This is a genomic window from Mesorhizobium sp. URHB0026 (genome assembly GCF_054059755.1).
Genome location: NZ_JBSSCN010000001.1, coordinates 4,801,203 through 4,826,280 on the forward strand (window position 1 = coordinate 4,801,203; position 25,078 = coordinate 4,826,280).

20 protein-coding genes are annotated in these 25,078 nt (G+C 62.8%); 8 read left to right on the plus strand and 12 right to left on the minus strand.

Going from position 1 to position 25,078, the window contains the following annotated elements:
* Position 1: 1 nt before the first annotated feature.
* Both ACVWWD_RS23690 and ACVWWD_RS23695 read right to left on the minus strand, forming a co-directional pair.
* Complete coding sequence (locus ACVWWD_RS23690; RefSeq protein ID WP_457103445.1) at positions 2–1,477, minus strand: cobyric acid synthase; 1,476 nt, start codon at positions 1,475–1,477, stop codon at positions 2–4.
* A complete protein-coding gene (locus tag ACVWWD_RS23695; protein WP_352548471.1) occupies positions 1,477–2,091 on the minus strand; it encodes a dimethylsulfonioproprionate lyase family protein in 615 nt (204 codons plus the stop codon). Before ACVWWD_RS23695 ends, ACVWWD_RS23690 begins: the two co-directional genes overlap by 1 nt.
* Positions 2,092–2,235: 144 nt before the next feature.
* Between ACVWWD_RS23695 and ACVWWD_RS23700 the strand changes: the two genes are divergently transcribed.
* Both ACVWWD_RS23700 and mmsB read left to right on the plus strand, forming a co-directional pair.
* Entirely contained in the window at positions 2,236–3,402 is a 1,167-nt protein-coding gene (locus ACVWWD_RS23700) for an isobutyryl-CoA dehydrogenase (RefSeq protein WP_352548473.1), read from the plus strand.
* 25 nt (positions 3,403–3,427) lie between these two features.
* Positions 3,428–4,312, plus strand: a complete 885-nt coding sequence (gene mmsB / locus ACVWWD_RS23705) for a 3-hydroxyisobutyrate dehydrogenase (RefSeq protein ID WP_023783122.1) — start codon at positions 3,428–3,430, stop codon at positions 4,310–4,312.
* A gap of 271 nt (positions 4,313–4,583) precedes the next feature.
* On the opposite strand, the gene ACVWWD_RS23710 is transcribed toward mmsB, so the two are convergent.
* The 4 genes from ACVWWD_RS23710 to ACVWWD_RS23725 form a co-directional block, all read right to left on the minus strand.
* Positions 4,584–5,228, minus strand: coding sequence for a cytochrome c oxidase assembly factor Coa1 family protein (locus ACVWWD_RS23710; RefSeq protein ID WP_457103446.1), 645 nt, complete (start codon positions 5,226–5,228; stop codon positions 4,584–4,586).
* 81 nt (positions 5,229–5,309) lie between these two features.
* Positions 5,310–5,675 carry a hypothetical protein gene (locus tag ACVWWD_RS23715; protein WP_023769880.1) on the minus strand — a complete coding sequence of 122 codons (366 nt, stop codon included), beginning with the start codon at positions 5,673–5,675 and terminating at the stop codon, positions 5,310–5,312.
* Between the two features lie 136 nt (positions 5,676–5,811).
* Complete coding sequence (locus ACVWWD_RS23720; protein ID WP_352548478.1) at positions 5,812–7,191, minus strand: aspartate aminotransferase family protein; 1,380 nt, start codon at positions 7,189–7,191, stop codon at positions 5,812–5,814.
* A 245-nt stretch (positions 7,192–7,436) separates the two neighbouring features.
* Positions 7,437–9,512 (minus strand): prolyl oligopeptidase family serine peptidase, encoded by a 2,076-nt coding sequence (locus tag ACVWWD_RS23725; protein WP_352548480.1) that lies wholly within the window; start codon positions 9,510–9,512, stop codon positions 7,437–7,439.
* Between the two features lie 137 nt (positions 9,513–9,649).
* Between ACVWWD_RS23725 and ACVWWD_RS23730 the strand changes: the two genes are divergently transcribed.
* Positions 9,650–10,198: a hypothetical protein gene (locus ACVWWD_RS23730; protein WP_352574377.1), complete on the plus strand. Its 549-nt coding sequence runs from the start codon at positions 9,650–9,652 to the stop codon at positions 10,196–10,198.
* 12 nt (positions 10,199–10,210) lie between these two features.
* On the opposite strand, the gene ACVWWD_RS23735 is transcribed toward ACVWWD_RS23730, so the two are convergent.
* From ACVWWD_RS23735 to ACVWWD_RS23745, 3 genes are all read right to left on the minus strand, one after another.
* Positions 10,211–11,338, minus strand: coding sequence for an MFS transporter (locus ACVWWD_RS23735; protein ID WP_245273774.1), 1,128 nt, complete (start codon positions 11,336–11,338; stop codon positions 10,211–10,213).
* 137 nt (positions 11,339–11,475) lie between these two features.
* Positions 11,476–12,642 (minus strand): MFS transporter, encoded by a 1,167-nt coding sequence (locus tag ACVWWD_RS23740; protein WP_023791725.1) that lies wholly within the window; start codon positions 12,640–12,642, stop codon positions 11,476–11,478.
* Positions 12,643–12,810: 168 nt separating this feature from the next.
* Positions 12,811–14,718, minus strand: coding sequence for a phospholipase D-like domain-containing protein (locus tag ACVWWD_RS23745; RefSeq protein ID WP_457103447.1), 1,908 nt, complete (start codon positions 14,716–14,718; stop codon positions 12,811–12,813).
* A gap of 260 nt (positions 14,719–14,978) precedes the next feature.
* On the opposite strand from ACVWWD_RS23745, the gene ACVWWD_RS23750 reads away from it, so the two are divergent.
* The 3 genes from ACVWWD_RS23750 (at position 14,979) to ACVWWD_RS23760 (ending at position 20,584) form a co-directional block, all read left to right on the plus strand.
* A complete protein-coding gene (locus ACVWWD_RS23750) occupies positions 14,979–16,556 on the plus strand; it encodes a trimethylamine methyltransferase family protein (protein WP_023783115.1) in 1,578 nt (525 codons plus the stop codon).
* 94 nt (positions 16,557–16,650) lie between these two features.
* Positions 16,651–19,221: a GcvT family protein gene (locus ACVWWD_RS23755; protein WP_352548487.1), complete on the plus strand. Its 2,571-nt coding sequence runs from the start codon at positions 16,651–16,653 to the stop codon at positions 19,219–19,221.
* A gap of 7 nt (positions 19,222–19,228) precedes the next feature.
* Positions 19,229–20,584, plus strand: coding sequence for a M24 family metallopeptidase (locus ACVWWD_RS23760; RefSeq protein WP_352548489.1), 1,356 nt, complete (start codon positions 19,229–19,231; stop codon positions 20,582–20,584).
* Here ACVWWD_RS23760 and ACVWWD_RS23765 read toward each other — a convergent pair.
* Together ACVWWD_RS23765 and ACVWWD_RS23770 are read right to left on the minus strand one after the other, a co-directional pair.
* Positions 20,549–21,376 (minus strand): phosphate/phosphite/phosphonate ABC transporter substrate-binding protein, encoded by an 828-nt coding sequence (locus tag ACVWWD_RS23765; protein WP_352548491.1) that lies wholly within the window; start codon positions 21,374–21,376, stop codon positions 20,549–20,551. The genes ACVWWD_RS23760 and ACVWWD_RS23765 overlap by 36 nt on opposite strands.
* A 93-nt stretch (positions 21,377–21,469) precedes the next feature.
* The gene (locus ACVWWD_RS23770) at positions 21,470–22,480 is read right to left on the minus strand and encodes a fatty acid desaturase (protein WP_352548493.1); all 1,011 of its coding nucleotides are present in this window, start codon (positions 22,478–22,480) and stop codon (positions 21,470–21,472) included.
* 230 nt (positions 22,481–22,710) lie between these two features.
* On the opposite strand from ACVWWD_RS23770, the gene ACVWWD_RS23775 reads away from it, so the two are divergent.
* Positions 22,711–23,568 (plus strand): helix-turn-helix domain-containing protein, encoded by an 858-nt coding sequence (locus ACVWWD_RS23775; protein ID WP_352548496.1) that lies wholly within the window; start codon positions 22,711–22,713, stop codon positions 23,566–23,568.
* 69 nt (positions 23,569–23,637) lie between these two features.
* Positions 23,638–24,690, plus strand: a complete 1,053-nt coding sequence (gene bmt, locus ACVWWD_RS23780) for a betaine--homocysteine S-methyltransferase (RefSeq protein ID WP_352548498.1) — start codon at positions 23,638–23,640, stop codon at positions 24,688–24,690.
* A gap of 17 nt (positions 24,691–24,707) precedes the next feature.
* On the opposite strand, the gene ACVWWD_RS23785 is transcribed toward bmt, so the two are convergent.
* Positions 24,708–24,989, minus strand: a complete 282-nt coding sequence (locus ACVWWD_RS23785) for a hypothetical protein (RefSeq protein WP_084056048.1) — start codon at positions 24,987–24,989, stop codon at positions 24,708–24,710.
* Positions 24,990–25,078: the final 89 nt, after the last annotated feature.

Consider the following 25,078-nt stretch of genomic DNA (forward strand, 5'->3'; position numbering starts at 1 on the left):
TTCAACGCGCCAGCGAAAAAATCGCGTCGCAGTCGAGATGGGTCTCCAGCTCGGCCGCGACTTCGTCCAGCGCCCGCTCGACTTCGGAACGATAGTCGAGGCCACCGCCCTTGATGCCGAGGCTTTCGAGGAATTTTCCGCGAAAGCCGTCGGCGCCGAACAGGCCGTGCATGTAGGTGCCGATCACCTTGCCGTCGGCGGAGATCGCGCCATCCTCGGCGCCGTTGATGATCGCCGACGGGCGCCTGGTGTCGGGGCCCGTCGTGCGGCCGAGGTGGATCTCGTAGCCTTCAAGCGGCAGGCCGAACGGCACTGACCGGGCGCTGACATTTCGCACCGTCTTTTCCGGCTCCATCACCGTCTCGACATCGAGCAGGCCGAGCCCCTCGGCTTCTATGACGGAGCCTTCGATGCCGTCGGGATCGCGCACCATGCGGCCGAGCATCTGGAACCCGCCGCAAATGCCGACGACATGGCCACCGCGCTTGCGATGCGCCGCAAGATCCCGATCCCAACCATTCTCGCGAAACTTCAGGAGATCGCCGATTGTCGACTTGGAGCCGGGAATGACCACCAGCCCAGCATCGGCCGGCAGCTTCTTTCCCGGCGGCACGAACACCACCTCGACCTGCGGTTCGGCCTTGAGCGGGTCGAGATCGTCGAAATTCGCGATACGGCCGAGCATCGGCACCGCCACTTTGAGCGCGCGCGCCTCGCCGGATGCCAGCCGCTCCAGCACCACGGAATCCTCCGACGGCAGCCGTGCCGCGGCCTTCAGCCACGGCACGACGCCGAAACAGCGCCATCCGGTGAATTTCTCGATCGCCCTCAGGCCATCATCGAACAGGGAGACGTCTCCCCGGAACTTGTTGATGAGATAGCCGACGATCATGCGCCGGTCTTCTTCCGGCAGGATCAGATGCGTGCCGGCGAGCGAGGCGATGACGCCGCCGCGATCGATGTCGCCGACCAGCACCACCGGCACATCGGCGCGCGTGGCAAAGCCCATATTGGCGATGTCGCGGCTCCTAAGGTTGATTTCGGCCGGCGAGCCGGCACCCTCGACGATGACGAGATCGGCACCCTCGCCGACCCTGCCCCAGGACTCCAGCACCGCATCCATCAGCCGGCCCTTCAACGCCTGGTAGTCGCGCGCCCGTGCTTCGCCGAACACCTTGCCCTGGACGATGACCTGCGCGCCGACATCTGTCTGCGGTTTGAGCAGCACCGGGTTCATATGCACCGATGGCGGCACGCCGCAGGCGATCGCCTGCAGCCATTGCGCGCGGCCGATCTCGCCGCCGCCATGGTTGTTGTCGCCGGGAATTTCGGCGACGGCGGCATTGTTCGACATGTTCTGCGGCTTAAACGGCCGCACCTTCAGACCGCGCTTTTTCGCGACGCGACAAAGGCCCGCGACCAGCACCGTCTTGCCGACGTCCGACCCTGTGCCTTGCAGCATGATTGCCCTGGCCATCAGCCTCTGCCCTGCGTCGCCGTGCCGGTGATCGTGGATTTTTGCGCCAACGGCCCGCCGCGCCAGATGTAGAGCGCCAGCAGCGGCTCAATACCCGTACGCATGGCGTGGTTGACATTGGAGGCATGGTGGACGACCTCGCCGGCCTCCCGCCTGCGAAAACCGCCCTCGCCCATGCGCCACTCCGTGCCGCCGGTCAGCGGAATATAGATTTCCTCGGCGACATGATGATGGTCGGGGTAGACGATCCCGGGTCCGAGAATCAGCAGCCCCGCGGCAACCTCTTCGTTGACGAAGTGCCCACGCGTGCCGAACATTTCCAGCCAGCCGTAATTGTCGATGAAGGCCCTGCCGAAATCGGCCTCGGTGTAGGTCTGCCCCCAATGCAGTTCGTTGCGCTGCTCGGCCAGCAATCGCACCAGCGGCCTCGCATCCGGCGGCGCCAGTTTGGCCGCGCGATCGAGATGGCGCAGGCAACCAAGCCGGTGCGGCTCCAAATTTCGGGCTGGCATAACCCAGCCGATACGCGCCACCGCCTCGCGCACCGGAACGTCATCGACGGAAGCGAGATAGGCGTGGAACTTTTCCAGCAGTTCGTCGAATTTGGTCGTCACATCTTGCTCCGGGCATGCATCGATGCACAGCCGCTCCGCGATAGGTCGGGTTGCGCGGCGGCATCATTGGTCTAGATTGATGCGCGCGCAAAGCCAAAAACGACAGGCCAGCGGGCTAGCTGGCCAGCCTACAGGGAGCACGCCATGGACGCCGCGGTCGATGCGAGCACCAGCCAGTTCGAACTCAACGAGGAACAGCGTGCCATCCAGGAGATGGCCCAGGCCTTCGCCGCCGATCGCGTGGCGCCCAATGCGCTCGACTGGGACCGCAGGCGACATTTCCCCGCCGATGTGATCCGTGAAGCGGGGCCGCTCGGCCTCGGCGGCATCTATGTCAGGGACGATGTCGGCGGTTCCGCGCTCGGCCGGCTCGACGCCGTACTGATCTTCGAGGCGCTGTCGCACGCCGACCCGGCCTTTTCCTCCTTCATCTCGATCCACAATATGGTGGCCTCGATGATCGACCGCTTCGGCAATGATGAGCAGCGCCAGCGCTTCCTGCCGAAGCTCACCTCCATGGAATGGCTGGCGAGCTATTGCCTGACCGAGCCTGGCTCGGGTTCGGATGCGGCGGCGCTGAAGACGCGCGCGATGAAAATCGGCGGCGATTACATCCTCAACGGCGCCAAGCAGTTCATCTCCGGAGCCGGCGACAGCGATGTCTACGCCGTCATGGTGCGCACCGGCGCCGACGGCCCGAAAGGCATCTCCACCATTATCGTGCCCAGGGATGCGCCCGGCCTCTCCTTCGGCGCCAATGAGCACAAGATGGGCTGGCACATGCAATCGACCCGCCAGGTCATCTTCGAGGATTGCAAGGTGCCGGCGGAAAACCTCTTGTCGGGCGAAGGCGCCGGCTTCGGCATCGCCATGGCTGGGCTCGACGGCGGCCGCCTGAACATCGCCGCCTGTTCGCTGGGCGGCGCCCAGTCGGCGCTCGACAAGGCGCTCTCCTATACCGGAGAGCGCAAAGCCTTTGGCTCGAAGATCAACCAGTTCCAGGCGCTGCAGTTCAGGCTGGCCGACATGGAGACGGAGTTACAGGCAGCGCGCATCTTCCTCTATGCGGCGGCCTCCAAGCTCGACCGCAAGGCGCCGGACGCCGGCAAATGGTCGGCAATGGCCAAGCGCTTCGTCACCGACACCGGCTTCGACGTCGCCAACGATGCGCTGCAACTGCTCGGCGGCTACGGCTATTTGCATGATTACGGCATCGAGAAGCTGGTGCGCGATCTCAGGGTGCACCAGATCCTCGAAGGCACCAACGAAATCATGCGCGTCATCATCGCGCGCGCCCTGATCGGCCGCTGACGCCAGCAACTCCGGGAGAGAGACTATGACGACGATCGCCTTTATCGGCCTCGGCAATATGGGCAATCCGATGGCCGCAAACCTGGTCAAGGCTGGGCATGCCGTGCACGGTTTCGACCTGATGCCGGAAAACCTCGCGGTCGCGCGCGAACATGGCGTCGTCGTCATGGCCAATGCCGTCGCCGCCGTGAAGGACGCCGATGTGGTCATCACCATGCTGCCAGCCGGCAAGCATGTTTTGTCGGTCTATGGGGACATCGCTCCCAAGGCCAGGAACGGCGCGCTGTTCATCGATTCCTCGACGATCGACGTCGAATCGGCGCGCAAGGCGCATACGATCGCGGCAAAGCACGGCCTGCTGTCGATCGACGCGCCGGTTTCGGGCGGCACCGGCGGCGCCACGGCTGGCACATTGACCTTCATGGCCGGGGGAGCCGACGATGCCTTCTCGGCCGCCGAGCCGATCCTGAAGCCGATGGCCGGTCGCATCGTCCATTGCGGCGGTGACGGCGCCGGACAGGCGGCGAAGATCTGCAACAACATGATCCTCGGCATTTCGATGATCGGCGTCGCCGAGGCGTTCGTGCTGGCGGAAAAACTCGGCCTGTCGCATCAGGCGCTGTTCGACGTCGCCTCGACCTCGTCGGGCCAGTGCTGGTCGCTGACCACCTATTGCCCGGTGCCGGGCCCGGTTCCCACTTCGCCCGCCAACAGGGATTACAAGCCGGGATTTGCGGCGGCTCTTATGCTGAAAGACCTCAAATTGTCCCAGGAAGCAGCGCTTGGCGCGGGCGCGGTGACGCCGCTTGGCGCCGAAGCGGCGCAGCTCTATGCCCTGTTCAACGCCCAGGGCCATGGCGGCGCCGATTTCTCCGGCATAATTAATTTTCTGCGCGGCAACTCGGCGTAAGCAGTTAGTTTTTTCAGGTTCTTCCGGACTAAGGACCGCAAATTTAGATTTGCTTAAGCTCTCGATAACTCGGCGGTAACGATGTTCCTATAAAACGGATTGCGAGGCGGACATATCGCATCCGCCCGGCGCTCCGGATCAGGTCTCGCGTACCGGAGCCCGTAAGTTTCGCAAGTGTCTTGGTAGCGAAACGCCATGCGTATCTGGCAAAGCCGCGTTCCCGATGGGGCGCGGTTTTTGCATTTCCAGCCCTTTATTACCGACGATCCGTCTATATTCCGATCGCCGCACCCGGGATCGGCACATGGTCTTCATTGGTCAGCACCATCGGTGCATCGACGCCGTCCACGCGGACGACGAGCAGGCGCGTGCTCCATGTGCCGGCATTGCGAACCAGGTGGGAATAAACGGTGCCCTTACCCTTGGCGCCGTGGACGGGAATGCTGAACTGGGCGTCGCCCGCGCCATTCGCATTGACGTTGAGATGACCGCCGACCCAGAAATTGTCGGCCAAATCGTCGCCGATGGCGGCCTTGACCCGAACATCGGCGCGGACGACGTCCATGGTCATGCGGTAGGCGTCGCTGCCTTTGAGCACGAAAGGGATGCTGCCGACCATCGTCGCACAACCGCCGATACTGACCACCCATACGGCAAGGCCGGCAATCGCCCAATTGCGCTGCGTCTTGCGGAACTGCTCGGCGTCGCGCCAGGCCCGGTTCTGCCAGGCCCAGCGGCTGCCGCGCGCGCCGAGCACGAAGATCATGATGAAGTTGACGACCGGGATCAGCGCCAGCAGCGCGATGAAGGTCCTGTTGCCGATACCCCAAATCCAGTTGAGGAAGAAGGCGCCCCAGTTCCAGCGATCGAGTTCGGCTGGAATTTCAGCCGGTTGGTTGAGCGGTTGTCCGGCCATGTTGTTCCCCATCGGCGTGTATGCCGATTGGTTTTAGCGCAAGACTTCGACGATGCGCAAAAAAGTTCCGGGGCTTCCGCTTCAACCCTTTGTGGAAAGTCGGCGAAAATTTGCCCTCACCGCGCGGCCGGCCGGCTTCAGCGCTGCGCTGATCGACCGTTCGGCCGCGACGCCGTTGAACAGCGACGGCGTTCGACCCGAGAGAACCTCCGGCCAGAAACGCGACGCCGATTGCAGGAAAGACATTTGCGCCGCAAGCGCGCCCTCGGCCATGGCGACGGTCTTCTCGCTGACCGCCATTGCCGTCTCCGCGCTCCAGGGCTCGCCGCTTCGCGCCTCCACGGCCATCAGCGGCAGCCGCATCATCACCACCAGCGGCGCCAGCATCAGGTCCGCGCCAAGGCTGGCCGCCTCTTGCACGCGTCGGCTTTTGCCGGTCTTTCTCATGTGGGCAATCCCCTGTCGCGGCCGGATCGGCCGCCTCTTACACTACGCGCCGAAGGCGAAATTCGTTCCCGCTCAAAGAGCATTATTTCCGGGGATTGGGCGTTTCTTCGCAGAAACGCCCAATCGAGGGTTGCTCCTATCGCTTGCGCAGGTCCGCCTGAGCCAGGTCGAGCGCCTTGCCGATGCGCTCGCAAGCCATGTCGATCGTATCGCGGGTCCAGATCAGCGGCGGCGACAGGATCATCGTATCGCCGGTGGCGCGCAGCATCATGCCGTTGGCGATCGCGTGGTCGCGCACCGTCACCGCGGCACTTCCCGACGGCAGGAAGCGCTCCTTCGTCGCCTTGTCCTTGACGATCTCGATCGCGCCCATCAGGCCGATCGAGCGCACTTCGCCCACCAGATCATGCCCGGCTATACGCTCCTGCAATGCGCTAGCGAAATAAGGTCCGGTGTCGTTCCTGACACGGTCGACCAGCCCTTCCCTCTCGATGATCTCCAGGTTCTTCAAGGCCACGGCGCAAGCCACTGGGTGCCCTGAATAGGTGTAGCCATGGTTGAATTCGCCGCCCTTCTCCACCAGCGTCGAGGCAATGCGGTCGCCAACCAGCAGCGCCGAAAGAGGCTGATAGCCCGAGGTCAGCGCCTTGGCCGTGGTGATGGTGTCCGCTTCGATGCCGAAGGTCTGCGCCGCGAACCACTCACCTGTGCGGCCATAGCCGGTGATGACCTCGTCCAGCATCAAAAGCACATCGTATTTGCGGCAGATGCGCTGCACTTCGGGCCAGTAGCTCGCCGGCGGTATCTTGACGCCGCCCGCGCCCATCACCGGCTCGCCGATGAAGGCCGCGACCTTGTCGACGCCGGCCTCGAGGATGGCATCCTCGACGGACTTTGCCGCGCGCAGGCCGAAATCGTGGTCGCTTTCGCCCGGCAGAGCCAGCTCATAGGCATAGGGCATCATCACATGGACGATGTTGGGCACCGCACCGTTGAGCTGCTTGTGCATGGCATCCATGCCGCCGAGCGAAGTGCCGGCAATGGTCGAGCCGTGATAGGCCATCTTGCGCGAGATGACGCGGTTCTTCTCCGGCTTGCCCTCAAGCACCCAGTAATGGCGCACAAGGCGCAAGGCGGTGTCGTTGGCCTCCGAACCGGAGGAGCCATAAAACACCTGGTTCACGTTGCGTGGTGCGATCTCGGCCAGCTTCTTCGACAACAGCACCGGCGCCGGCGTCGAGCATTTGAAGAAGGAATTGTAGTAAGGCAGTTCCTTCATCTGTGCATAGGCGGCCTCGGCCAGCTCGTCGCGGCCGTAGCCGATATTGACGCACCACAGGCCGGCCATGCCGTCCAACAGTTCCGTCCCTTCGGAATCGTAGATGAACGGGCCATTGGCGCGGGTGATGACGCGCGCGCCTGCCTCACGCAGCTCCTTATGGTCGGTGAAGGGATGCAGGTGATGCGCGGCGTCGATCTGCTGAAGCTGCTTCAGCGAATAGTTCTGGTACGTCATTGATTTGGTCTTTCCTCTGAAATCATTCCGGCGGTGCCGGGGCGAATTCTTCAGAGGACGGCAGGCGGCGAATAGCCGATGCGGGCACACAGCCGCAAAAGCTCGGCGCGCAGCGTGCGTGACGACGGTGTCACCGCGACCCGGAATGCGCGAGCTGATAGTCTAGCGAGAGCCATGAAGGTACCTTAGAGCAAAGGCCGGTCGAGGTGAACCACCCTTTGCTCAGGGGTGCCATGGGGATGAGGTCAGGCTTTTCCGCTCAGTGCCCGCTGCAGGAAGACATATTTCATCGCCGTCTGCGCCGCCTGCGGCCGGCGGTCGCCGCGCCCGCCATGTCCGCCTTCGGTCTCCTCGAAGAACAGCGTCTTGCCGTGTCCTGCCTGCTGCAGGCGGGCCGCCATCTTGCGCGCATGGCCGGGGTGGACCCGGTCGTCGGCGGTCGAGGTCGTCAAGAGCACCGGCGGATAGGCGGCGTCGGCCTTGACATGTTGATAGGGCGAATAGGCGGAAAGCCACTTGGCGTCTTCCGGCTTTGACGGATCGCCATATTCGGCCATCCACGAAGCGCCCGGCGGCAATTCGGTGTAGCGCAGCATGTCGAGCAGCGGCACCTCGATGATGACGGCGCCGAAAAGCTCGGGATGCTGCGTCAGCGAAGCGCCGGTCAGCAGGCCGCCATTGGAGCCGCCCTGGATGCCGAGCGATTGAGCCGTGGCGATACCGCGCCTGACGACATCTTCGGCCACCGCCGAAAAGTCGTCGAAGCCGTTCTGGCGCTTGCCTTTCAGCGCCGCCTGGTGCCAGGCCGGTCCGAACTCGCCGCCGCCGCGAATGCAGGCCTGCACATATGCATTGCCTTTCTCCAGCCACAGCCTGCCGCGCACGCCGGCATAGCCGGGCAACAGCGGCACCTCGAAACCGCCATAGCCGTAGAGTAGCGTCGGCACCGGACCGTTCTGGTCGCGCCGCCGGACGACGAAATAAGGGATCATCGTGCCGTCCTTCGAGCGCGCCTCGAACTGCTCCGAGATCAGCGGCGAGGCATCGAAGCGGGCCGGTTGCGATTTCACGGTCGCCAGCGTCTCGCCATTGTCATCGGACCAGATGATCGAGCTTGGCGTCAGGAAATCGGTGAAGGAAAAGGAGACCGTGGAACCGAAATGCTCGGCATGGCTGATGCCGACAGTGCCGTTTTCAGGCAGCACGACTGACTTCAGCGACCAGGCGCCGCGCTCGCGCTCGCAGACGAGAACCTTGCCGCGCACATTGTCCATCAAGCTGATGAACAAGCGGTCCTGTGTTCTAGCCAGCCCGGCAATGGAAACCCGATGCGCCGGCGCCAACAAGGTTTCGATGGCGCCAAAACCGCCGGTTTCGATCCAATGCGCGAAGTCGAAGGAGTAAAGCCCGTCCGGCTGGCATGCGGTGCCGTCCGGCGCCGTCCATGGCGTGCGCACCCCGAACACCAGTTGATCCCGAAAGAGCGAGGTGTCGGTGACGTCGTCGGGCAGCGGGATGCGACGGTTCTCTCCCGAAGGCAGGCGCAGGAAACTGTGCGATGCGAAGAAGTTGAGTGTCCGCGCCAGAAACAGGTGACGCTTCTCGCCGTCGAACTCGACACCGGCGCCAACTGCAAGATCCTCGGTCTTTCCCTCGAAGATCGGGGTCGCCTCTTCCAGCCTTGTGCCGCGCTTCCAGAGCTTGACCACGCGCGGATATCCGGACTCTGTCTTGTCGGCCTCTTCGAAAGCGGCCGAGACGATGATCGTATCCTCGTCCAGCCAGCCGAAGCCCGATTTCGAGGCCGGCGCCTGAAAACCGCCTTTCACGAAGGACTTGGCAGCAATGTCGAACTCGCGCATCGCGCTGGCATCACCGCCATCGGGCGACATCGAGACCAGGCAGCGGTTGAAATCGGGATAGAGCCTGACGGCGCCGCCGAACACCCATTTTATCCCCTCCTTCGCAGCCAGCTGGTCGAAGTCGATGATTGTCTCCCAGTCGGGCTTGTCGGTCTTGTAGGAGGTGACCGTCGTGCGGCGCCACAGGCCGAGCGCATTGGTCTTGTCCTGCCAGAAATTGTAGACATGACCGGCGATCGCCGCGCCAACCGCGATATTGTCCTCGGCCGTCATCAGGTCGAGAGCCGTCTGGAATGACGCCTCATAGGATGGATCGCCCTGCAATTCCGCCACAGTGACCTCGTTCTGGCGATGCACCCAGTCGAGCGATTCCTTGCTTGTCCTGTCCTCCAGCCAGAGGAAGGGGTCCTGCATCTCGCCAACTGAATGTAGCTGCGTTTGTGCGATCGAATTGGTCATGTGGTCTCCGAAAAATTCGTCAAGCTCGGTGCCACAAACATCGGCACGACGCTACCGACATTCAACAGGAACACGTAAAACCAGCAGACTTAGTAGCCGCGATAGATCGGCCTACGGCGCAGCCCGCGAGGACACCCATGCAACAACTTTACATTGCGATGGAAAAGTTTGGCCCATCCGGGAGCGGATGGAATGAGTATATCGAGTGGTCGGGCCTCACTCAGTTAACCGAGGTGGTCACACTCGACGGGATACTTTGCCCGTTTGCACTCCCACAAATCAAGGATCACTACTGGCCTCACATCGTCTGCGAAGACAACATGCTCAATTTCTTCGTCGACCTGGATTTCCTCCTCTCGGAACTGCCCGATACCGGCAACCTCAATATCCTTGGGGTTATCCGCGGACCCACGGTGGACGTGCGCTCACTCGGTTGGGATGAGTTCGCCTTCATGGGCTATGACTTGCTGGACAAGGATGTCGGCACCAGCGCATTGAGCAATTGCGGCGGATTCGCCGACGTATTTGCAAACGCAGAGCTATCAAGCGTCGGACTGATTGATGACTTCCATCGAGCCGTGAACATTCGGAATTTGCTACATGAGATGTACCCCGAAGAGCATCATGCCGATTGTGACCTTTGGGCTATTTTCAGGCGGCAGAGCAGCTCGGGAGCATCCCGATAGTTCAGGCAACGGCTACACAACTCGTCTTCGCACGACGGTGGCGCCTGCGAGCATGGCGCAGATCGCACCAAGCGTGGCCGGCAGGCCACCCGCGCCGAGCACATCCATCACGCCGCCGGTGAGCGGCGGGACCAGAATGCCGCCGACACCCCACATCAGGGAGAATGCCGCATTGCCGGCAACCAGCGCCGAACCGGTGAAGCGCTCGCCAAGTTCGATGATCGACATCGTGTAGATGCCGTAGGACACAGCCCCCCAGACGAAGACGCAAGGCCAGATCAGCGGCGTTTCGATCAGCATCGGCAAAAGCACGCAGCCAAACAGCGTCAGCAGTACGCAGATGAAGCGTACGAGACGGGCCGTCAGCCGCTCGGCCAGCAGGCCAAGCGGAACCTGCATGGCGATGTTGCCGGCGATCATGACCGACAGCAGCGCCGACATGCGAGCCTCCGCGATGCCATGATGCGTGCCGTAGACGGGCAGCAGCGCCAGCACCGCCTGCTCGAAGCCGGCGGCCACGACCACCGCCGACAGGAGCAGCCAGGCGAGAGGCATGAAACCCATTACCGAAACCTGGTGCCCGGCCTCGTCCACCCTGGGCAGGCGCCTGACCACCAACGCCAGGCAGAAGCCGCAGAGCACGAAGGCGGCAATGCCGACGAGGAACGGGCGCCAGCCCTGCGTGCCGACGGCGAGCAGGCAGAGCGGGCCGGCGGCGAAGCCGGCCGAAATGATCGTTGAATAGAGGCCCATGATGCGGCCGCGCCGGGCCGGCGGCGCCAGGGCGATCACCCAGATTTCGCTCAGCACATAGAGCGGGTTGGTCACGGCGCCGATCAGCAAGCGCAGCGGAAACCAGAGATAGACGTTCTGCGTCCAGCCGATCAGCGCCAGCACGACAGCCGAAAGCGCCGCGCAAGTGAGAGCCGTGCGCCCTGCTCCGAACCGCCTCGCCAGCGCTGGAATGATTGGCGACGAGACGATGAACCCGATCGGCGTCATGGCAGCCGACAGTCCGATCATCGCCGGCGAGACGCCCTGGCGCTGCAGGATGAAGCTCAGCAGCGGATAGGAAAGGCCCTGCGCGATGGCGAAAACGGACACGGTCGCGATCACACCGGTGATCGCCGCCCATTGCATCGTCTCGTCGCTTCTCGTGTCCACCAGTTCAAGATCCATACTGCTGTCGCGGTTGCAGACTTACCGGTTCGGCCCGGCGGCGGTAAGCCCCGCGGCCCGAACGGATGCCCGGCTCCAGCCAAACCCTGTCAGGAGCCTCAGCGGTTGGCCGATCTATAGAGCGCGAAGGCGACCAGCAAAGCGTCGAGGCCAATGATCACGGTTGGCAACCCCACCGGCCCGATCGCCTGCATCAGCAGGCCCGCGCCCGGCGGACCAACGATACCGCCGACGCCCCATAGCAAGGCGAACGCCGCATTGCCGGTGACCAGCAGCGAACCCTTGAAGCGGCTGCCGAGTTCGACCAGTGCCATCGTGTAGACACCGTAGCCGACCGCGCCCATCACCAGAAGCACGCCCCAGATCAGTGGTGTGGTGATCAGCAGTGGGAGCAGAACAGCGCATATGGTCGTCGCGACGGCGCAGGCCAGGATCATCGGTCGGCCACCGAAGCGTTCGGCGAGCAGGCCGAGCGGAATCTGCAGAAGGATGTTGCCCAGCGACAGCGACATCACCAGCGCGGCGAGCACCGCCTCCGGCAAGCCATAGCCGGCCCCAAACACAGGAACCAGGGCATAGGTGCTTTGCTGGACGGCGGCCGAGACCAGCACCGCCAGCAACAGCGCCGGCGCCAGCCGAGCAAAACCGACAAAGCTGCCGGCAGGCTGGCCGTCATCCTCGAAACCGGCGAGCTTCGAGGAGACAAGGCGCAAAATGATGGCACAGAGCAGGAAACCAACGATGCCGACGCTGAAGGGAGCCCAGCCCTCGATGCCGACCAGAGTGAGCGTAAAGGGGCCGGCGGCATAGCCGGCGCCCATTAGTGTGTTGAACACGCCCATCACTCGCCCGCGCCGCGACGGCGACGCCAGCGACAGCGCCCAGACTTCGCCCAGCACATAGAGCGGGTTGATGACGATGCCGATGATGAATCGGATGACGTACCAGGCCACCCAATTCTGGAGGTAACCGATGCCCAGGAAGCACATCGCCCCGATCAGCGAGCAGCCAACCGCCAGATTTCGCGCCCCGAACAGCCGCACGGCAGCCGGGACGAAAGAGGCCGAAAGGATGAGGCCAACCGGCATCATCGCGGCCGACAGGCCGATCAGGGCGGGCGACATGGCTTGCTTCTGCATCAGGAGCGTGAACAGCGGCGAGCTCAACCCTTGCGCCGCTCCGAACATGGCCAACGCGGCGGTGACGCCCGCGAGCGCCGCCCATTGCGTTCCCGCTTCGCCTTCGCTCGAGCCGGTCGCGACCATGCCGTCATCCATGTGAGTGCGGCCATCGGCCAGCAAGCAAGACTAGCTACTGGTTCGACCGGAGAAAGAGAAGAGCCGGACCGGAGATCCGCTTGCACCAAGGAAATCGACCGACCGACCGACGCCAATCGGTCCCGAATGAACGAATCTTTGATGCAGACGCGATGGCTACGGGAAGTAGCGGGCGATTGCGCCTTTCTTGCCGTCCGCATAAGGCTTCAGCCACTTGTCGTCGATGGCAATCCCATCAGCATCGGACGGCCCCTTGCCGATCGTCCTGCGCCAAGCCCGGAACTTATAGTGGTCGAAGACGTCGAGCATGTGCACGGCATAGGCCGCGGCAAAGGTCTTGTCGCCTTCCACGATGACCAAATTCTCGTCGTTTTCGTAGGACGCCTTGTAACCGAGGTTGTGGCTGCCGGTAATGACGGTGGCGTTGTCCTCCATCGGATCGATGACAACGATCTTGTCGTGCACGATCGCGTGGCCCACGGTGAGCACTTCGGCCTGGAAATCCGTGGCAATCGTGGCGCCGGTCAGGTTCGCCGCCCTTACGATGGAGACATTCGGGGCCTCCCAGACCTTCTCCGGATAGACAAAGGGCGACTTGCCGTCCTTGTTCGACTTGTGGGTGACCGGATCCTTGGTCGGAGCGACATAGTTGGGCATGGCCGTCTCGTCGCTGATCGCGCCCTGCACGATGAGGTTCGGATCCGCTTTCGCCGCCGCAACCGCCTGGTCTACGATCGAACTTTCGCCGAGCAGCGAAGGGTTGAACACCAGGAACAGCACGGCCCGCTTCGCCGCTTTGATGCGGGCAAAGACGTCCTGGAGGTCAACCGGACGCACCGAAATGTCCTTTTTGTTGCGGGTCGGGTCGTTGGGCGAAAACCACACTGTCATGCCGTCCAACACCACCGAGGCGCCGTTGAGCGGGTTTGGCATGTGGTTCTCCTTGCGGAACGGCACGCCCTGCGTCTGCACGACGTGGCCGGCAGCACTTTCCGAAGCCGGTGGCGGAAACACATCGGCTTTCATGCGTTCCCAATAGGCATCGAATACCTCCGCCATCGCCGGATCGTCGCGGACAAAAGCGTTGTTGGACTGGCCGCATATGCCAGTCGACGTCCAGTTGGTACTGCCGGTCATAACCGCTTGCGGATTGCCCTGGGTGTCGCGGTAGACGGCGAACTTGTTGTGGCCGATATGGTTGTTGTTGAACAGGCGGTCCGTCACCACGACCCCAGCATTGTGCAAACGCTTCCTGTAGGGTGCGTTGCCGGCATCCCAGGCCTTGGTCTGGTCATCCCTGCCCGAATTGGACAGGATGACTTCAACTACATCCCTGGCCGCGATAATGGCGTCGCACAATTCGTCGTCGCCGAGCTCATAGAGCGCAAGCCTGACGGTGCCGCCTTCGGCCTTGGCCCGTTTCAACAGGCTGGTCAGCACGTCAGGCACGTCGCCATGCAGATAGGCGCGGATCTTGCTGGTCGGGTCTTGCAGCACCGCCCTGATCTTGTCGCGCTGGCCGACCTTGATGCCGGCTTCCGCCAGCGCATGAGACATCCATTGCGTCGAAAGCACGCCGTTGGTGAAGGCAACGCGTGCCTTGCCGAACATTTGGCCCAGGAAGATTGGCGGACTGACCGCGCCCTGCCCGAGATAGCCAAGGGGTCGCGCCGGTCCGGTATAGGCGGGTTTGCCGCCGACGACCTGATCGGGGCGCACCGGCACGGGATCGAGGCCCGGCTTCATGCCCCCGACGGGACGCACGCGGTAGGCGATCATTTCGCCGTCCGGCCTGACGTCTATGTTGTCGCGGCGGCGTCTGACAGTCAAATCGCGCCAGAATGTCTTCTGTACCGGCCAGACACCCGTATCCTGCGGAATCCATCGGGCATTGCGCTGACCCTTGAAGGGCACCCAGGACGCAAGGCAACGCTCCTCGCCTGTATCGGGATAGAGGCGCACGATCTCGAAACCGAGGCAGCCTGGGATCATCCCGTCAAGATCCCAGGAAAGGAACGCGACTTCGTTGTTTGTCGCGGCACGCACTTTGACGACGTCAGGCATGGCTGTCCCTCCAAAACAGTTCAACGCGCAAGTATGTCAGAAGTAAAAGACGGTACTGTAACGTCTTTTTAAATCTGCACCATCCGACGGCCTCATTCAGGCGCCTGCCGGCGCGCCGGTGTGGCCAGGGCGAATGTCGCGGCCACCTGGCTGCCGTTCCGGCATGTCGCTTCCCTCGCTCTAGTGGTCGCCGCCTCCGCAATGGCCGGAGGGGCGCCGGTCCATTATGCCGCCCGTTATCGCATCCTACGAGGACCATCATGACCGCCGCCCTACAACCCTCAGAACCGGCATTGGCGCCCGACCGTGCCCGCCGTGGCGGTCGCGCCGGCAAACGCGCCGGTGGCTCGGCCGCGTTCGAGCAGCCGGCTTTCCGCCAACTGAAGAATCCGCTGACGCCGACCAAGCTGGTGTCCGAGGATGAGCTGGAATCGATCCACCTCGCCTCCTTGCGGGTGTTGCGCGAGATTGGCGTGGACGTCCTGCACGACGAAGCACGCAGCATCATGAAGGCGCATGGCGCCGACGTACGCGAGGGCTCGGAGCGGGTGCGCTTCGACAGCGACATGATCCTGGAACTGGTGTCGAACTGCCCGTCCGAATTCACCATCCATGCCCGCAACCCCGCGCACAATGTGCGCTTCGGCGGTGACAATCTGATCATCTCGATGATGGCTTCGGCGCCCAATTGCTCCGACATCGATCGTGGCCGCCGGCCCGGCAACCAGCAGGATTATCGCAATTTCCTGCGGCTGGCGCAGATGCACAACATCCTGAATTGCACGGGCGGCTATCCGGTCGAGCCGACCGACATCCACCCATCGGTTCGTCACCTCGAATGCATCCGCGACCTCGCCACGCTGACCGACAAGGTGTTCCACATCTATTCGCTCGGCAAGGAGCGCAATGTCGACGGCATCGAGATCACCCGCATCGCGCGCGGCATCAGCCATGAGCAATTGCTCGCGGAACCATCCGTCTTCACCATCATCAACACCAATTCGCCGCTCAAGCTCGACGTTCCGATGATGGAAGGCATCATCCAGATGTCGAGCAAGGGCCAGGTTGTCATCGTGACACCCTTCACCCTCTCGGGAGCGATGGCGCCCGTAACCATCGCCGGGGCGCTGGTGCAGCAGAATGCCGAGGCGCTGTCCGGCATTGCCTTCGCCCAGATGGTGCGCAAGGGCGCACCGGTCGGGTATGGCGGCTTTACCTCCAATGTCGACATGAAGTCCGGCTCACCGGCCTTCGGCACGCCCGAATACATGAAGGCGCAACTGGTCGGGGGCCAGCTCGCCCGCCGCTACAAGATCCCCTACCGCACCTCCAACACCTGCGCCGCCAACACCGTCGACGCGCAGGCAGCTTATGAGAGCGTCTTTTCGCTGTGGGGCGCGGTCCAGGGCGGCGGCAACCTGATGATGCATGCGGCCGGCTGGCTAGAAGGCGGCCTGCGCTGCTCCTACGAGAAGACCATTCTGGATATCGACCTGTTGCAGATGGTGGCCGAATTCCTGACCCCGCTTGACCTTTCCGATGAAGCGCTCGGCTTCGACGCCATCCAGTCGGTCGGCCCCGGCGGCCACTTCTTCGGCACCCAGCACACGCAAGACCGCTACAAGACCGCGTTTTATTCGCCCATCCTTTCGGACTGGCGCAATTTCGAAACCTGGGCGGAAGCCGGCTCGCCAACGGCAATGGAAAAGGCCAACAAGGTGTGGAAAGAGCGGCTGGCCTCCTATGACGAGCCTTACATGGATCCCGCCATCCGCGAGGAGCTCAACGCCTTTGTTGCGAAGCGCACGACCGAAGGCGGCGCGCCGACCGATTTCTAGACAGACCATTCTCCGGGCCGTTCGGTTTCGCTGCAAAGCGGGTCGGGGTCTTCAAAATATCTGATTCAGTTTACACGAAAACGGAACTATCCTCATGAAATCCCACGTTAAAGCGGTTGTCATTGGCGGCGGCGTCGTCGGCTGCTCGGTGCTCTACCACCTGGCCAAGGCCGGCTGGACCGACATCATGCTGATCGAGCGCTCGGAGCTAACCTCCGGCTCGTCCTGGCATGCGGCCGGCGGCTTCCATACGCTGAACGGCGATCCGAACGTCGCCAAGCTGCAGGCCTATACGGTCCAGCTTTACAAGGAGATCGAGGAGATTTCGGGCCAGTCCTGCTCGCTGCACCTGACCGGCGGCGTGATGTTGGCCGATACGCCCGAACGCATGGACTTCCTGCGCCTTGCCCACGCCAAAGGCCGCTATCTCGGCATGGACACCGAACTGATCACGCCGTCCGAGGCCAAGGCGATGTTCCCGCTGATGGATGAGACCAATTTCGTCGGCGCCATGTGGGATCCGGTCGAAGGCCATCTCGACCCCTCCGGGACCACCATTGCATATTCCAAGGCGGCCAAAAAACTCGGCGCCGAAATCGTGCTGCGCAACCGCGTGGTCGACCTGACACAGCAGCCGGACGGCACCTGGAACGTCGTCACCGAACAGGGCACGGTTCACGCCGAACACGTCGTCAACTGCGGCGGTCTGTGGGCGCGCGAGATCGGCCGCATGGTCGGCGTCGAGCTGCCGGTACTGGCCATGGAGCACATGTATCTCTTGACCGAGCCGATGCCGGAAGTCGAGGAGTTCAACAAGTCGACCGGTCGCGAAATGATCGGTGTGCTTGACTTCAAGGGCGAGATCTACACCCGCCAGGAGCGCAACGGGATCCTGCTCGGCACCTATGAAAAGGCTTGCAAGCCGTGGTCGCCGGTCAACACGCCGTGGGACTTCGGCCATGAACTGCTGCCGCCCGATCTCGACCGCATCGCGCCGTCGCTGGAAATCGGCTTCAAGCATTTCCCTGGCATCGAAAAGGCCGGTATCAAGCAGATCATCAACGGCCCCTTTACCTTCGCGCTCGACGGCAATCCTCTGGTCGGCCCTGTGCAAGGCCTGACCAATTTCTGGTGCGCCTGCGCCGTCATGGCCGGCTTCAGCCAGGGCGGCGGCGTCGGCCTTGCTCTATCCAACTGGATGGTGCATGGCGATCCGGGCTTCGACGTCTGGGGCATGGATGTCGCCCGCTTCGGCGAATGGGCTGGGCTGCGCTACACTAACGCCAAGGTGCGCGAAAACTATTCGCGCCGCTTCTCCATCCGATTCCCCAACGAGGAGCTGCCGGCGGCTCGTCCCGCACAGACGACGCCGCTCTACGACACGATGCTCGCCAACAATGCCGTGATGGGCGACTCCTGGGGTCTCGAAACCCCGCTCTGGTTCGCGCCGAAGGGCAGCGAGCCGAAAGACGTCGTCTCCTTCCACCGCTCCAACGACTTTGGACCGATCGGCGAGGAAGTGCGCGCCACGCGGGAGCGCGTCGGCGTCACCGAGATCGCCAACTTCGCCAAATACGAAGTGTCGGGATCCGGCGCGGAAGAGTTCCTCAACCGGCTGATGACCAACCGCATGCCGAAGACCGGCCGCATCGTGCTGACACCGATGATCAACGAGTTCGGCAAGCTGATCGGCGACTTCACCATCGCCAAGGCCGGTGAAGACCGCTTCATGATCTGGGGCTCGTCGGCCGCGCAGAAATACCACATGCGCTGGTTCGAAAAGCACCTGCCCAAGGATGGTTCGGTGCGCATCCACCGTTTCGACCAGACACTGGTCGGCCTGTCGATCGCCGGCCCGAAGTCGCGCGACCTCCTGCAGAAGCTGGTCGATGTCGACATCTCGACCAAGGCCTTCCGCTTCATGGATTTCCGCGAGATGGCGGTCGGCGGCGCGCCCTGCCTAGTCAACCGCATCACCTATACCGGAGACCTCGGCTACGAGATCTGGATGGCGCCAGCCTATGAGCGCCTTGTCTATAAGGCGATCAAGGACGCCGGCGAGGAATTCGGGATCGTCGATTTCGGCATGCGCGCCTTGCTGTCGATGCGCCTGGAAAAAAATTTCCCGACCTGGTTCCGTGAGTTGCGGCCGATCTATGGGCCGTTCGAAGGCTCCATGGACCGCTTCATCAAGCTCGAGAAGAACGATTTCATCGGCCGTGAAGCCGCAGCCAAGGAACAGGCGCAAGGGCCTAAACTGCGCCGTGTCTCCTTCATCGTCGAGGCCGCCGATGCCGACGTGATGGGCGACGAGCCTATCTGGGCCAAGGTCGGCAAGGATTACGGCACGGTTGAAAAGCCGCATGGCTATGGCGCGCCGCGCTTCGACACATCAGGCAAGGAAATACGTGGCTCGAAGGCCGCGGAAGGCGCGTCCGCCGTGCGCGGCATCGTCGACGGCGACTGGCTCGTGGTCGGCTGGGTGACGTCGGGCGGCTATGCGCATTACGTGCAAAAGTCGATGGCGCAAGGCTATGTGCCGGGCGCCCTTGCCGAGGATGAAAGCGCGGGCCTGTTCGAGATCGAGATTCTTGGGTCTCGGCGCCCGGCCCGCATCAATGTCGAGGCGCCCTTCGACCCAAGCGGCGAGAAGATGCGGACCTGAGGGCCCGATGGACAGCGGGGCGCCAAAGGGAAGCTTCGGCCGCCATCGCAAGATCATGCCGTTTGTATCAGGCTCGATCGAGGCGTTGCGCGATGCCTCCCGCGAAAAGGCGGCTTCGCTCAACCAGCATGTGCTGGGCTATGGCGCGCAAGCCGAAGCGGAATGGGCGGCGGCGGGTATTGCCGCGCCCGACCTGCCGGCAATGCGAAAATACCGGCTCGAGCGCATCCGCGCCGAGCTGAAGCGCCGCGGCTATGCCGGCGCCTTGCTCTATGATCCCGTCAACATCCGATATGCGACCGACTCGACCAACATGCAGCTCTGGGTCGCGCACAATCCGACGCGGCATTGCTTCGTGGCCAGCGAGGGTCCGGTGGTGCTGTTCGACTACTTTTCCTGTGAGCACCTGTCCGATCATTCCGGCATCGTCGACGAAGTGCGGCCGGCGGTGTCGTGGATGTACCTCTATGGTGGGGAACTGACCGAGCAGAAAGTCCGCCGCTGGGCCGCCGGTATCGCCGATTTGGTCAGGGCACATGGCGGCGGCAACAACCGCATCGCCGTCGACCACATCAATCCGGAAGGTGTTGAAGAACTCCACCGCCTTGGCATTTCCATCGGCAATGGCGAGGCGGTGATGGAAAACGCGCGGCTGATCAAATCGCCGGATGAAATCCTTGCCATGCGCCGCGCCGTCGTCGCTTGCGAGGCAGCGATGGGCGAGATGGAACAGGCGCTCAAGCCCGGTATCTCCGAGAACGATTTGTGGGCGCAACTCCATCGCGGCAACATCGCGCGCGGCGGCGAATGGATCGAGACCCGGCTGCTGACGTCGGGACCGCGCACCAATCCATGGTTCCAGGAATGCTCGTCGCGGATCATGGAGGCGGGCGATCTCGTCGCCTTCGATACCGATTTGATCGGCCCCTACGGCTTCTGCGCCGATCTCTCGCGCACCTGGCTCTGTGGCGACACAAAGCCGACCAACGAACAGCGCGACCTGTTCCGCATCGCCGCCGACCAGATCGAGTACAACACCGCTTTGATGCAGCCCTGCGTCTCGTTCCGCGATCTGGTCGAACGCTCGGCTGTACCGCCTCGAGACTGCTTCCCAACTCGCTACGGCGTGCTCTACCACGGCGTCGGACTGGCCGACGAATATCCGACCTTGCCGCATGCCAGCGACTGGACATCCGATACACCCGACGGCGTGCTGGAACCGGGCATGGTGCTGTGTGTGGAGAGCTATATCGGCCGGCTTGGCGGTCGAGAGGGTGTCAAGATCGAGGAACAGATCCTGATCACCGACACCGGCAACGAAAAGCTTTCAACCTACCCGTTGGATCGGAGGCTGCTCGGCTAGCCCGGCAAGGGCTTCACGCATCGCGCGCACGTTTTTTTCCGGCGTCGTCCTGGCGGTGATGAACGGCAAGCCTTTGCGCCTTCCCGTCCAGCCGACGATCCTTACAGTTTGCGCCGCCGGCTCGAAACGTTGTGCCAGCGCCCAGCTTTCGCAATCTATCGCGGCAACATCCGCTTTGCCTTCGGCGACCGCCACGATCGAGTCGCGATGACCGCCGCTTTCGCTGCGCGACGAAAATATGTTCAGGTTTTCGCCGGCCGCTTTCAGGTCGCGTGTCAGCGCGATGATGCCCGACATGGAATCGAGGCTGTTGAAGGTGAAGCGCCTGTCCCGGATGAGGTCGAGCGGCAGCAAGGCCTTGCCATCGGCGGGCGAACGAACCTCCGGCCCCTCGCCCGAACGCATCACCAGCGCGCTCGAATAAAGTTCGCCCTGGCCGCCTTCATAGGCATCATAGCTTGGCTGGCCGACCACCTGCACATGCCGGGACAGACCGAGTTCCATCGGCCCCCAGCAGGTCTGCGCGAACAGCAGCGCCGGATGCATCCAGAGCTTGTGGAAATCGAGTTCGTCCGGCGGCAGGGTCGTCGGATTGGGCGCGACGAGTTTACCTTCGCCGTCCCGAATGCCGCCCGGCACCGGCGGCAGGTCGCCATTGCGGCGCACGATGGATTGCGGCGCATCGATACCCTTTCGCCGGAAGGCATCGCGCAACGACGCCCATTGGGCATCGACCTCGTCGCGCGCCTCCGGCCAGTCATACATCGGCAACGCCGCAATCAATTCGCTCATGCGATATCAAACCACCATGCCGGGATAAAGGATCGCAAAAACGCGGCGCCCAATCAGAATTGGCCGACACGGTATCCACTCTACACGCGGATACTATTCCTTGGGCGGTTCGGCGGGAACCGGCGCGCTGCCAAGCCCACTGATGCTGCGCGCCCTGACGCGCGGCTTGAACGCCCTGCCCGGCTCGGGCGCGCGCCGCAGAACCGGATGCACGATCGGCTCCTTGGCCTTGAAGGCATAGGATCTGAGCAGCGCGAAATAGTTCGGATAGGCATAGCCATTGTTCATCCGCAGCCATTCCTCCCGCCGGTCACGAAACAGCTTCGGCAGCCGGTACCAGGCGATGGTCGGGCTCTTGTGATGGACGAAGTGCAGATTGTTGTTGAGGAACAGGAATGACAGCGGCGAGCGCTCCACAATCACCGTGCGGCCTTCCGGATGCTCCGACCATTGGTGCTCGGCATAGGTGCGAATCGAGATCAGCGACTGGCCGAGCCAGACCGGCACCAACACATAGAGCCAAACCGGCATGTCAAAGCCGAACTGCACGACCGGCAGCACCACGGCAAGGCCGATCGCATGCAGCAGCCAGGCCTTGCGGATCGCCTTGTCTCCGGCAATCACATGCTTGGCGTCATCGATGAAGAAGCCGATGCAGGACAGCCATGGCCCCAGGACGAGGCGACCTGCCATGGTGTTGTTGACCTTCAGCACGAATTTCATCAGCGGCGGCATTTCTTCGTGCATCCAGAGCGCCTGATAATAGCTCTCGGGATCGTCGAGAGGATCGGTCAGCCGCTCGTCCGCATGGTGGCGCAGGTGAATAGTCTTGAAACGGCGAAACGGCCAGGCGAGGCCGATCGGCAAGAAGACGAAAGCTTCATTGACGAGGCCGTTGCGGGTCGGGTGCCCATGCAGCACCTCATGCATGATAGAGGATTGCAATGCCAGCGTGACGGCCATGACGATCAGCGCTGCTGTGGGATACGATGGCCAGAGGAAGAAGCCGGCGGCGAACCATGTCCCGTAGCAGAAGAGAGCGAGAACCACCGTCGGCCATTCGATGGCCGGTCTGCTGCTTCGACGGATGCTCTTGCCAGCCATGCTATCGACCACTGTCCCTCAGTCGCCGGAACCCCAACTGGTTCCTGACAGCATTGTGTCAGGAGAGATGATTCCACTCAACGCGACAAAGTGCACAAAATGTTGCGACTGCGCATTCTGGACCGCATATGTTGCACATTGTAAACAATCTTAGGGATTCATTTACGCCTCGGGCACCAATTAGCTTAACTCCGGCGCAAATTTTTCCTACGGAGGATAAGGGCGAGGCCATGGACAAGCGCGATCTGTCGACGATCTTCCGGGAGCGTCTGAAGCTCCTCCTGACACGATCCGACCTCAACCAGTCGGCTTTTGCGTCAGCAGTCGGCATCGACAGGTCGGCGTTGTCGCAACTGATGTCGGGTGCCTCGACCCGCCTGCCACGTGCCGAAACGCTTCTGAACATCGCCGCCGAATTCAAAGTGTCGCTAGACTGGCTGCTTGGCCTCAGCCAGGATGAAGGCGTGACCGGCGAAATCCGCGAGAGCCTTGAGATCGAGGAAGCGCCCGACGGTTTCGACCGCACGCTGCTCGCCAAATGGTTCGCGGAAGCGGCGGGCACCAAGATCCGCTATGTGCCTGCCGGCATTCCCGATCTCCTGCGCACCCGCGCGCTCGTCGACTATGAGGCCAACATCACCAACAGGAGCCGACTGGCGCAGGCCAGCGAAACGCAATACCGCATCGAGTACAACCGGCGGCCGGAAACCGACATGGAAGTCTGCATGCCGCGCCACACGCTGGAGATCTTCGCCCGCGGTCTCGGCGTGTGGGACCGTTTCCCGGCGGCCGACCGCCAGCAGCAGCTTGCCCATATGGCGACGCTGCTCGACGACCTCTATCCGACCTTCCGCCTGTTCCTCTATGACGGCCGCATGCGCTATTCCATCCCGCTGACCATATTCGGCCCCTATCGCGCCGCCATCTATGTCGGCGACATGTATGTGGTGCTGAACGCCACTCAGCCGGTCCAGGCCTTGACCCGACATTTCGACAATCTGATCCGCGCCGCCGACATTAATCCGCACGAAGCGGCAGCCTTTGCACGCAACCTCGCCGGTATGTCGTTCGCATCAGGCTCTGCCTGAGCACTCAGCGCCGCATTTTCATTGACTAGACATAAAGACTTCTTTATATCCTTATTCGAATTTCCAGACATGTTCGAATTCCAAGACACGAAAGCCAATCCGATGACGAGCAATCCGATCGATGCGTTGCTGGCTGAAAAGGGCGTGCTGCTGGCCGATGGCGCCACGGGCACCAATTTGTTCGCCATGGGTCTGGAGGCCGGTGAGGCGCCGGAACTGCTGAACGAAACCGCGCCCGACACCATCACCAGCCTGCACCAGAATTTCGTCGACGCAGGCGCCGACATCATCCTGACCAACTCGTTCGGCGGCACCCGCCACCGGCTGAAACTGCACCATGCGCAGGACCGCGTGCATGCGCTGAACAAGCGCGCAGCCGAGATCGCCCGCGCCGTCGCCGACAAGGCCGGCCGCAAGGTGATCGTCGCCGGCTCGGTCGGTCCGACAGGGGAATTGCTCGTGCCACTTGGCGCCATGACCTATGACGAGGCGGTTGACGCCTTTGCCGAGCAGATCGAGGGTCTCAAGGAGGGTGGCGCCGAAGTCGCCTGGATCGAGACGATGTCGGCGCCCGACGAGATCCGCGCGGCAGCCGAAGCCGCCATACGCGTCGGCCTGCCCTACACCTATACCGGCTCGTTCGACACCGCCGGTCGCACCATGATGGGCCTGCTGCCGAAAGACATCCACGGCGTCGCCGACGGCCTGTCGCAAGCACCGCTCGGGGTTGGCGCCAATTGCGGCGTCGGCGCTTCCGACATCCTGGCCTCGCTGCTCGACATGACCGAGGCCAAGCCGGAGGCGACTGTCATCGTCAAGGGCAATTGCGGCATTCCCGAATTCCGTGGCACCGAGATCCACTATTCCGGTACGCCGGAACTGATGGCCGATTATGTCAGGCTCGCCGTGGATGGCGGAGCCAAGATCATCGGTGGCTGCTGCGGCACCTCGTTCCAGCATCTGGCCGCGATGCGCAAGGCGCTCGACGCCCACACCAGGGCGGATCGCCCGACGGTCGAAAAAATCGTCGAGCGCATCGGCCCGATGCGCAACAAGGTGGCGACGGCAAACACCGCCGAGACCAGCGAAGCCCGCCGCGAGCGGCGGCGCAGCCGCGCCTGACGCGATTTCCTTTGCGGTTATTCGCTGTTGTCGGCGTAGCTTGACAGGGCCGACTTGAAATCAACCACGTTGTCGCCGCGCATTGTTGCCAGCGCGCCGGATGCGCTCGGATCGGAAATCTGCTCCAGCATGGCGCGGAAGCGGTCATTGGTCAGCGCCGACATAGCGGTGTGGCGCGCCTGCGCGACATCGTCGCTGATGCGTCTGGATTCGGCTGACGGTGATAAACCCGCCGAAGCATCACGTGCCGGCGGAGTCGGGTTGGCGGTGGTTGTGATTTTCAATTCCGGCTCCCTCAAGCCTTAGACATGACCGGTGTAGCGAGAGGAAATTGCGATCCGGTACCGGAAATGCCGAGCAATTTAACGATCCCGTGCGGATCGCTCCA

Bases quoted from the DNA above. Each gene is read 5' to 3' on its own strand.
- ACVWWD_RS23690 (WP_457103445.1), bottom strand. From the start codon at position 1,477: ATGGCCAGGGCAATCATGCTGCAAGGCACAGGGTCGGACGTCGGCAAG.
- ACVWWD_RS23700 (WP_352548473.1), top strand. From the start codon at position 2,236: ATGGACGCCGCGGTCGATGCGAGCACCAGCCAGTTCGAACTCAACGAG.
- mmsB (WP_023783122.1), top strand. From the start codon at position 3,428: ATGACGACGATCGCCTTTATCGGCCTCGGCAATATGGGCAATCCGATG.
- ACVWWD_RS23710 (WP_457103446.1), bottom strand. From the start codon at position 5,228: ATGGCCGGACAACCGCTCAACCAACCGGCTGAAATTCCAGCCGAACTC.
- ACVWWD_RS23715 (WP_023769880.1), bottom strand. From the start codon at position 5,675: ATGAGAAAGACCGGCAAAAGCCGACGCGTGCAAGAGGCGGCCAGCCTT.
- ACVWWD_RS23720 (WP_352548478.1), bottom strand. From the start codon at position 7,191: ATGACGTACCAGAACTATTCGCTGAAGCAGCTTCAGCAGATCGACGCC.
- ACVWWD_RS23725 (WP_352548480.1), bottom strand. From the start codon at position 9,512: ATGACCAATTCGATCGCACAAACGCAGCTACATTCAGTTGGCGAGATG.
- ACVWWD_RS23730 (WP_352574377.1), top strand. From the start codon at position 9,650: ATGCAACAACTTTACATTGCGATGGAAAAGTTTGGCCCATCCGGGAGC.
- ACVWWD_RS23735 (WP_245273774.1), bottom strand. From the start codon at position 11,338: ATGCAATGGGCGGCGATCACCGGTGTGATCGCGACCGTGTCCGTTTTC.
- ACVWWD_RS23740 (WP_023791725.1), bottom strand. From the start codon at position 12,642: ATGGTCGCGACCGGCTCGAGCGAAGGCGAAGCGGGAACGCAATGGGCG.
- ACVWWD_RS23745 (WP_457103447.1), bottom strand. From the start codon at position 14,718: ATGCCTGACGTCGTCAAAGTGCGTGCCGCGACAAACAACGAAGTCGCG.
- ACVWWD_RS23750 (WP_023783115.1), top strand. From the start codon at position 14,979: ATGACCGCCGCCCTACAACCCTCAGAACCGGCATTGGCGCCCGACCGT.
- ACVWWD_RS23755 (WP_352548487.1), top strand. From the start codon at position 16,651: ATGAAATCCCACGTTAAAGCGGTTGTCATTGGCGGCGGCGTCGTCGGC.
- ACVWWD_RS23760 (WP_352548489.1), top strand. From the start codon at position 19,229: ATGGACAGCGGGGCGCCAAAGGGAAGCTTCGGCCGCCATCGCAAGATC.
- ACVWWD_RS23765 (WP_352548491.1), bottom strand. From the start codon at position 21,376: ATGAGCGAATTGATTGCGGCGTTGCCGATGTATGACTGGCCGGAGGCG.
- ACVWWD_RS23770 (WP_352548493.1), bottom strand. From the start codon at position 22,480: ATGGCTGGCAAGAGCATCCGTCGAAGCAGCAGACCGGCCATCGAATGG.
- ACVWWD_RS23775 (WP_352548496.1), top strand. From the start codon at position 22,711: ATGGACAAGCGCGATCTGTCGACGATCTTCCGGGAGCGTCTGAAGCTC.
- bmt (WP_352548498.1), top strand. From the start codon at position 23,638: ATGTTCGAATTCCAAGACACGAAAGCCAATCCGATGACGAGCAATCCG.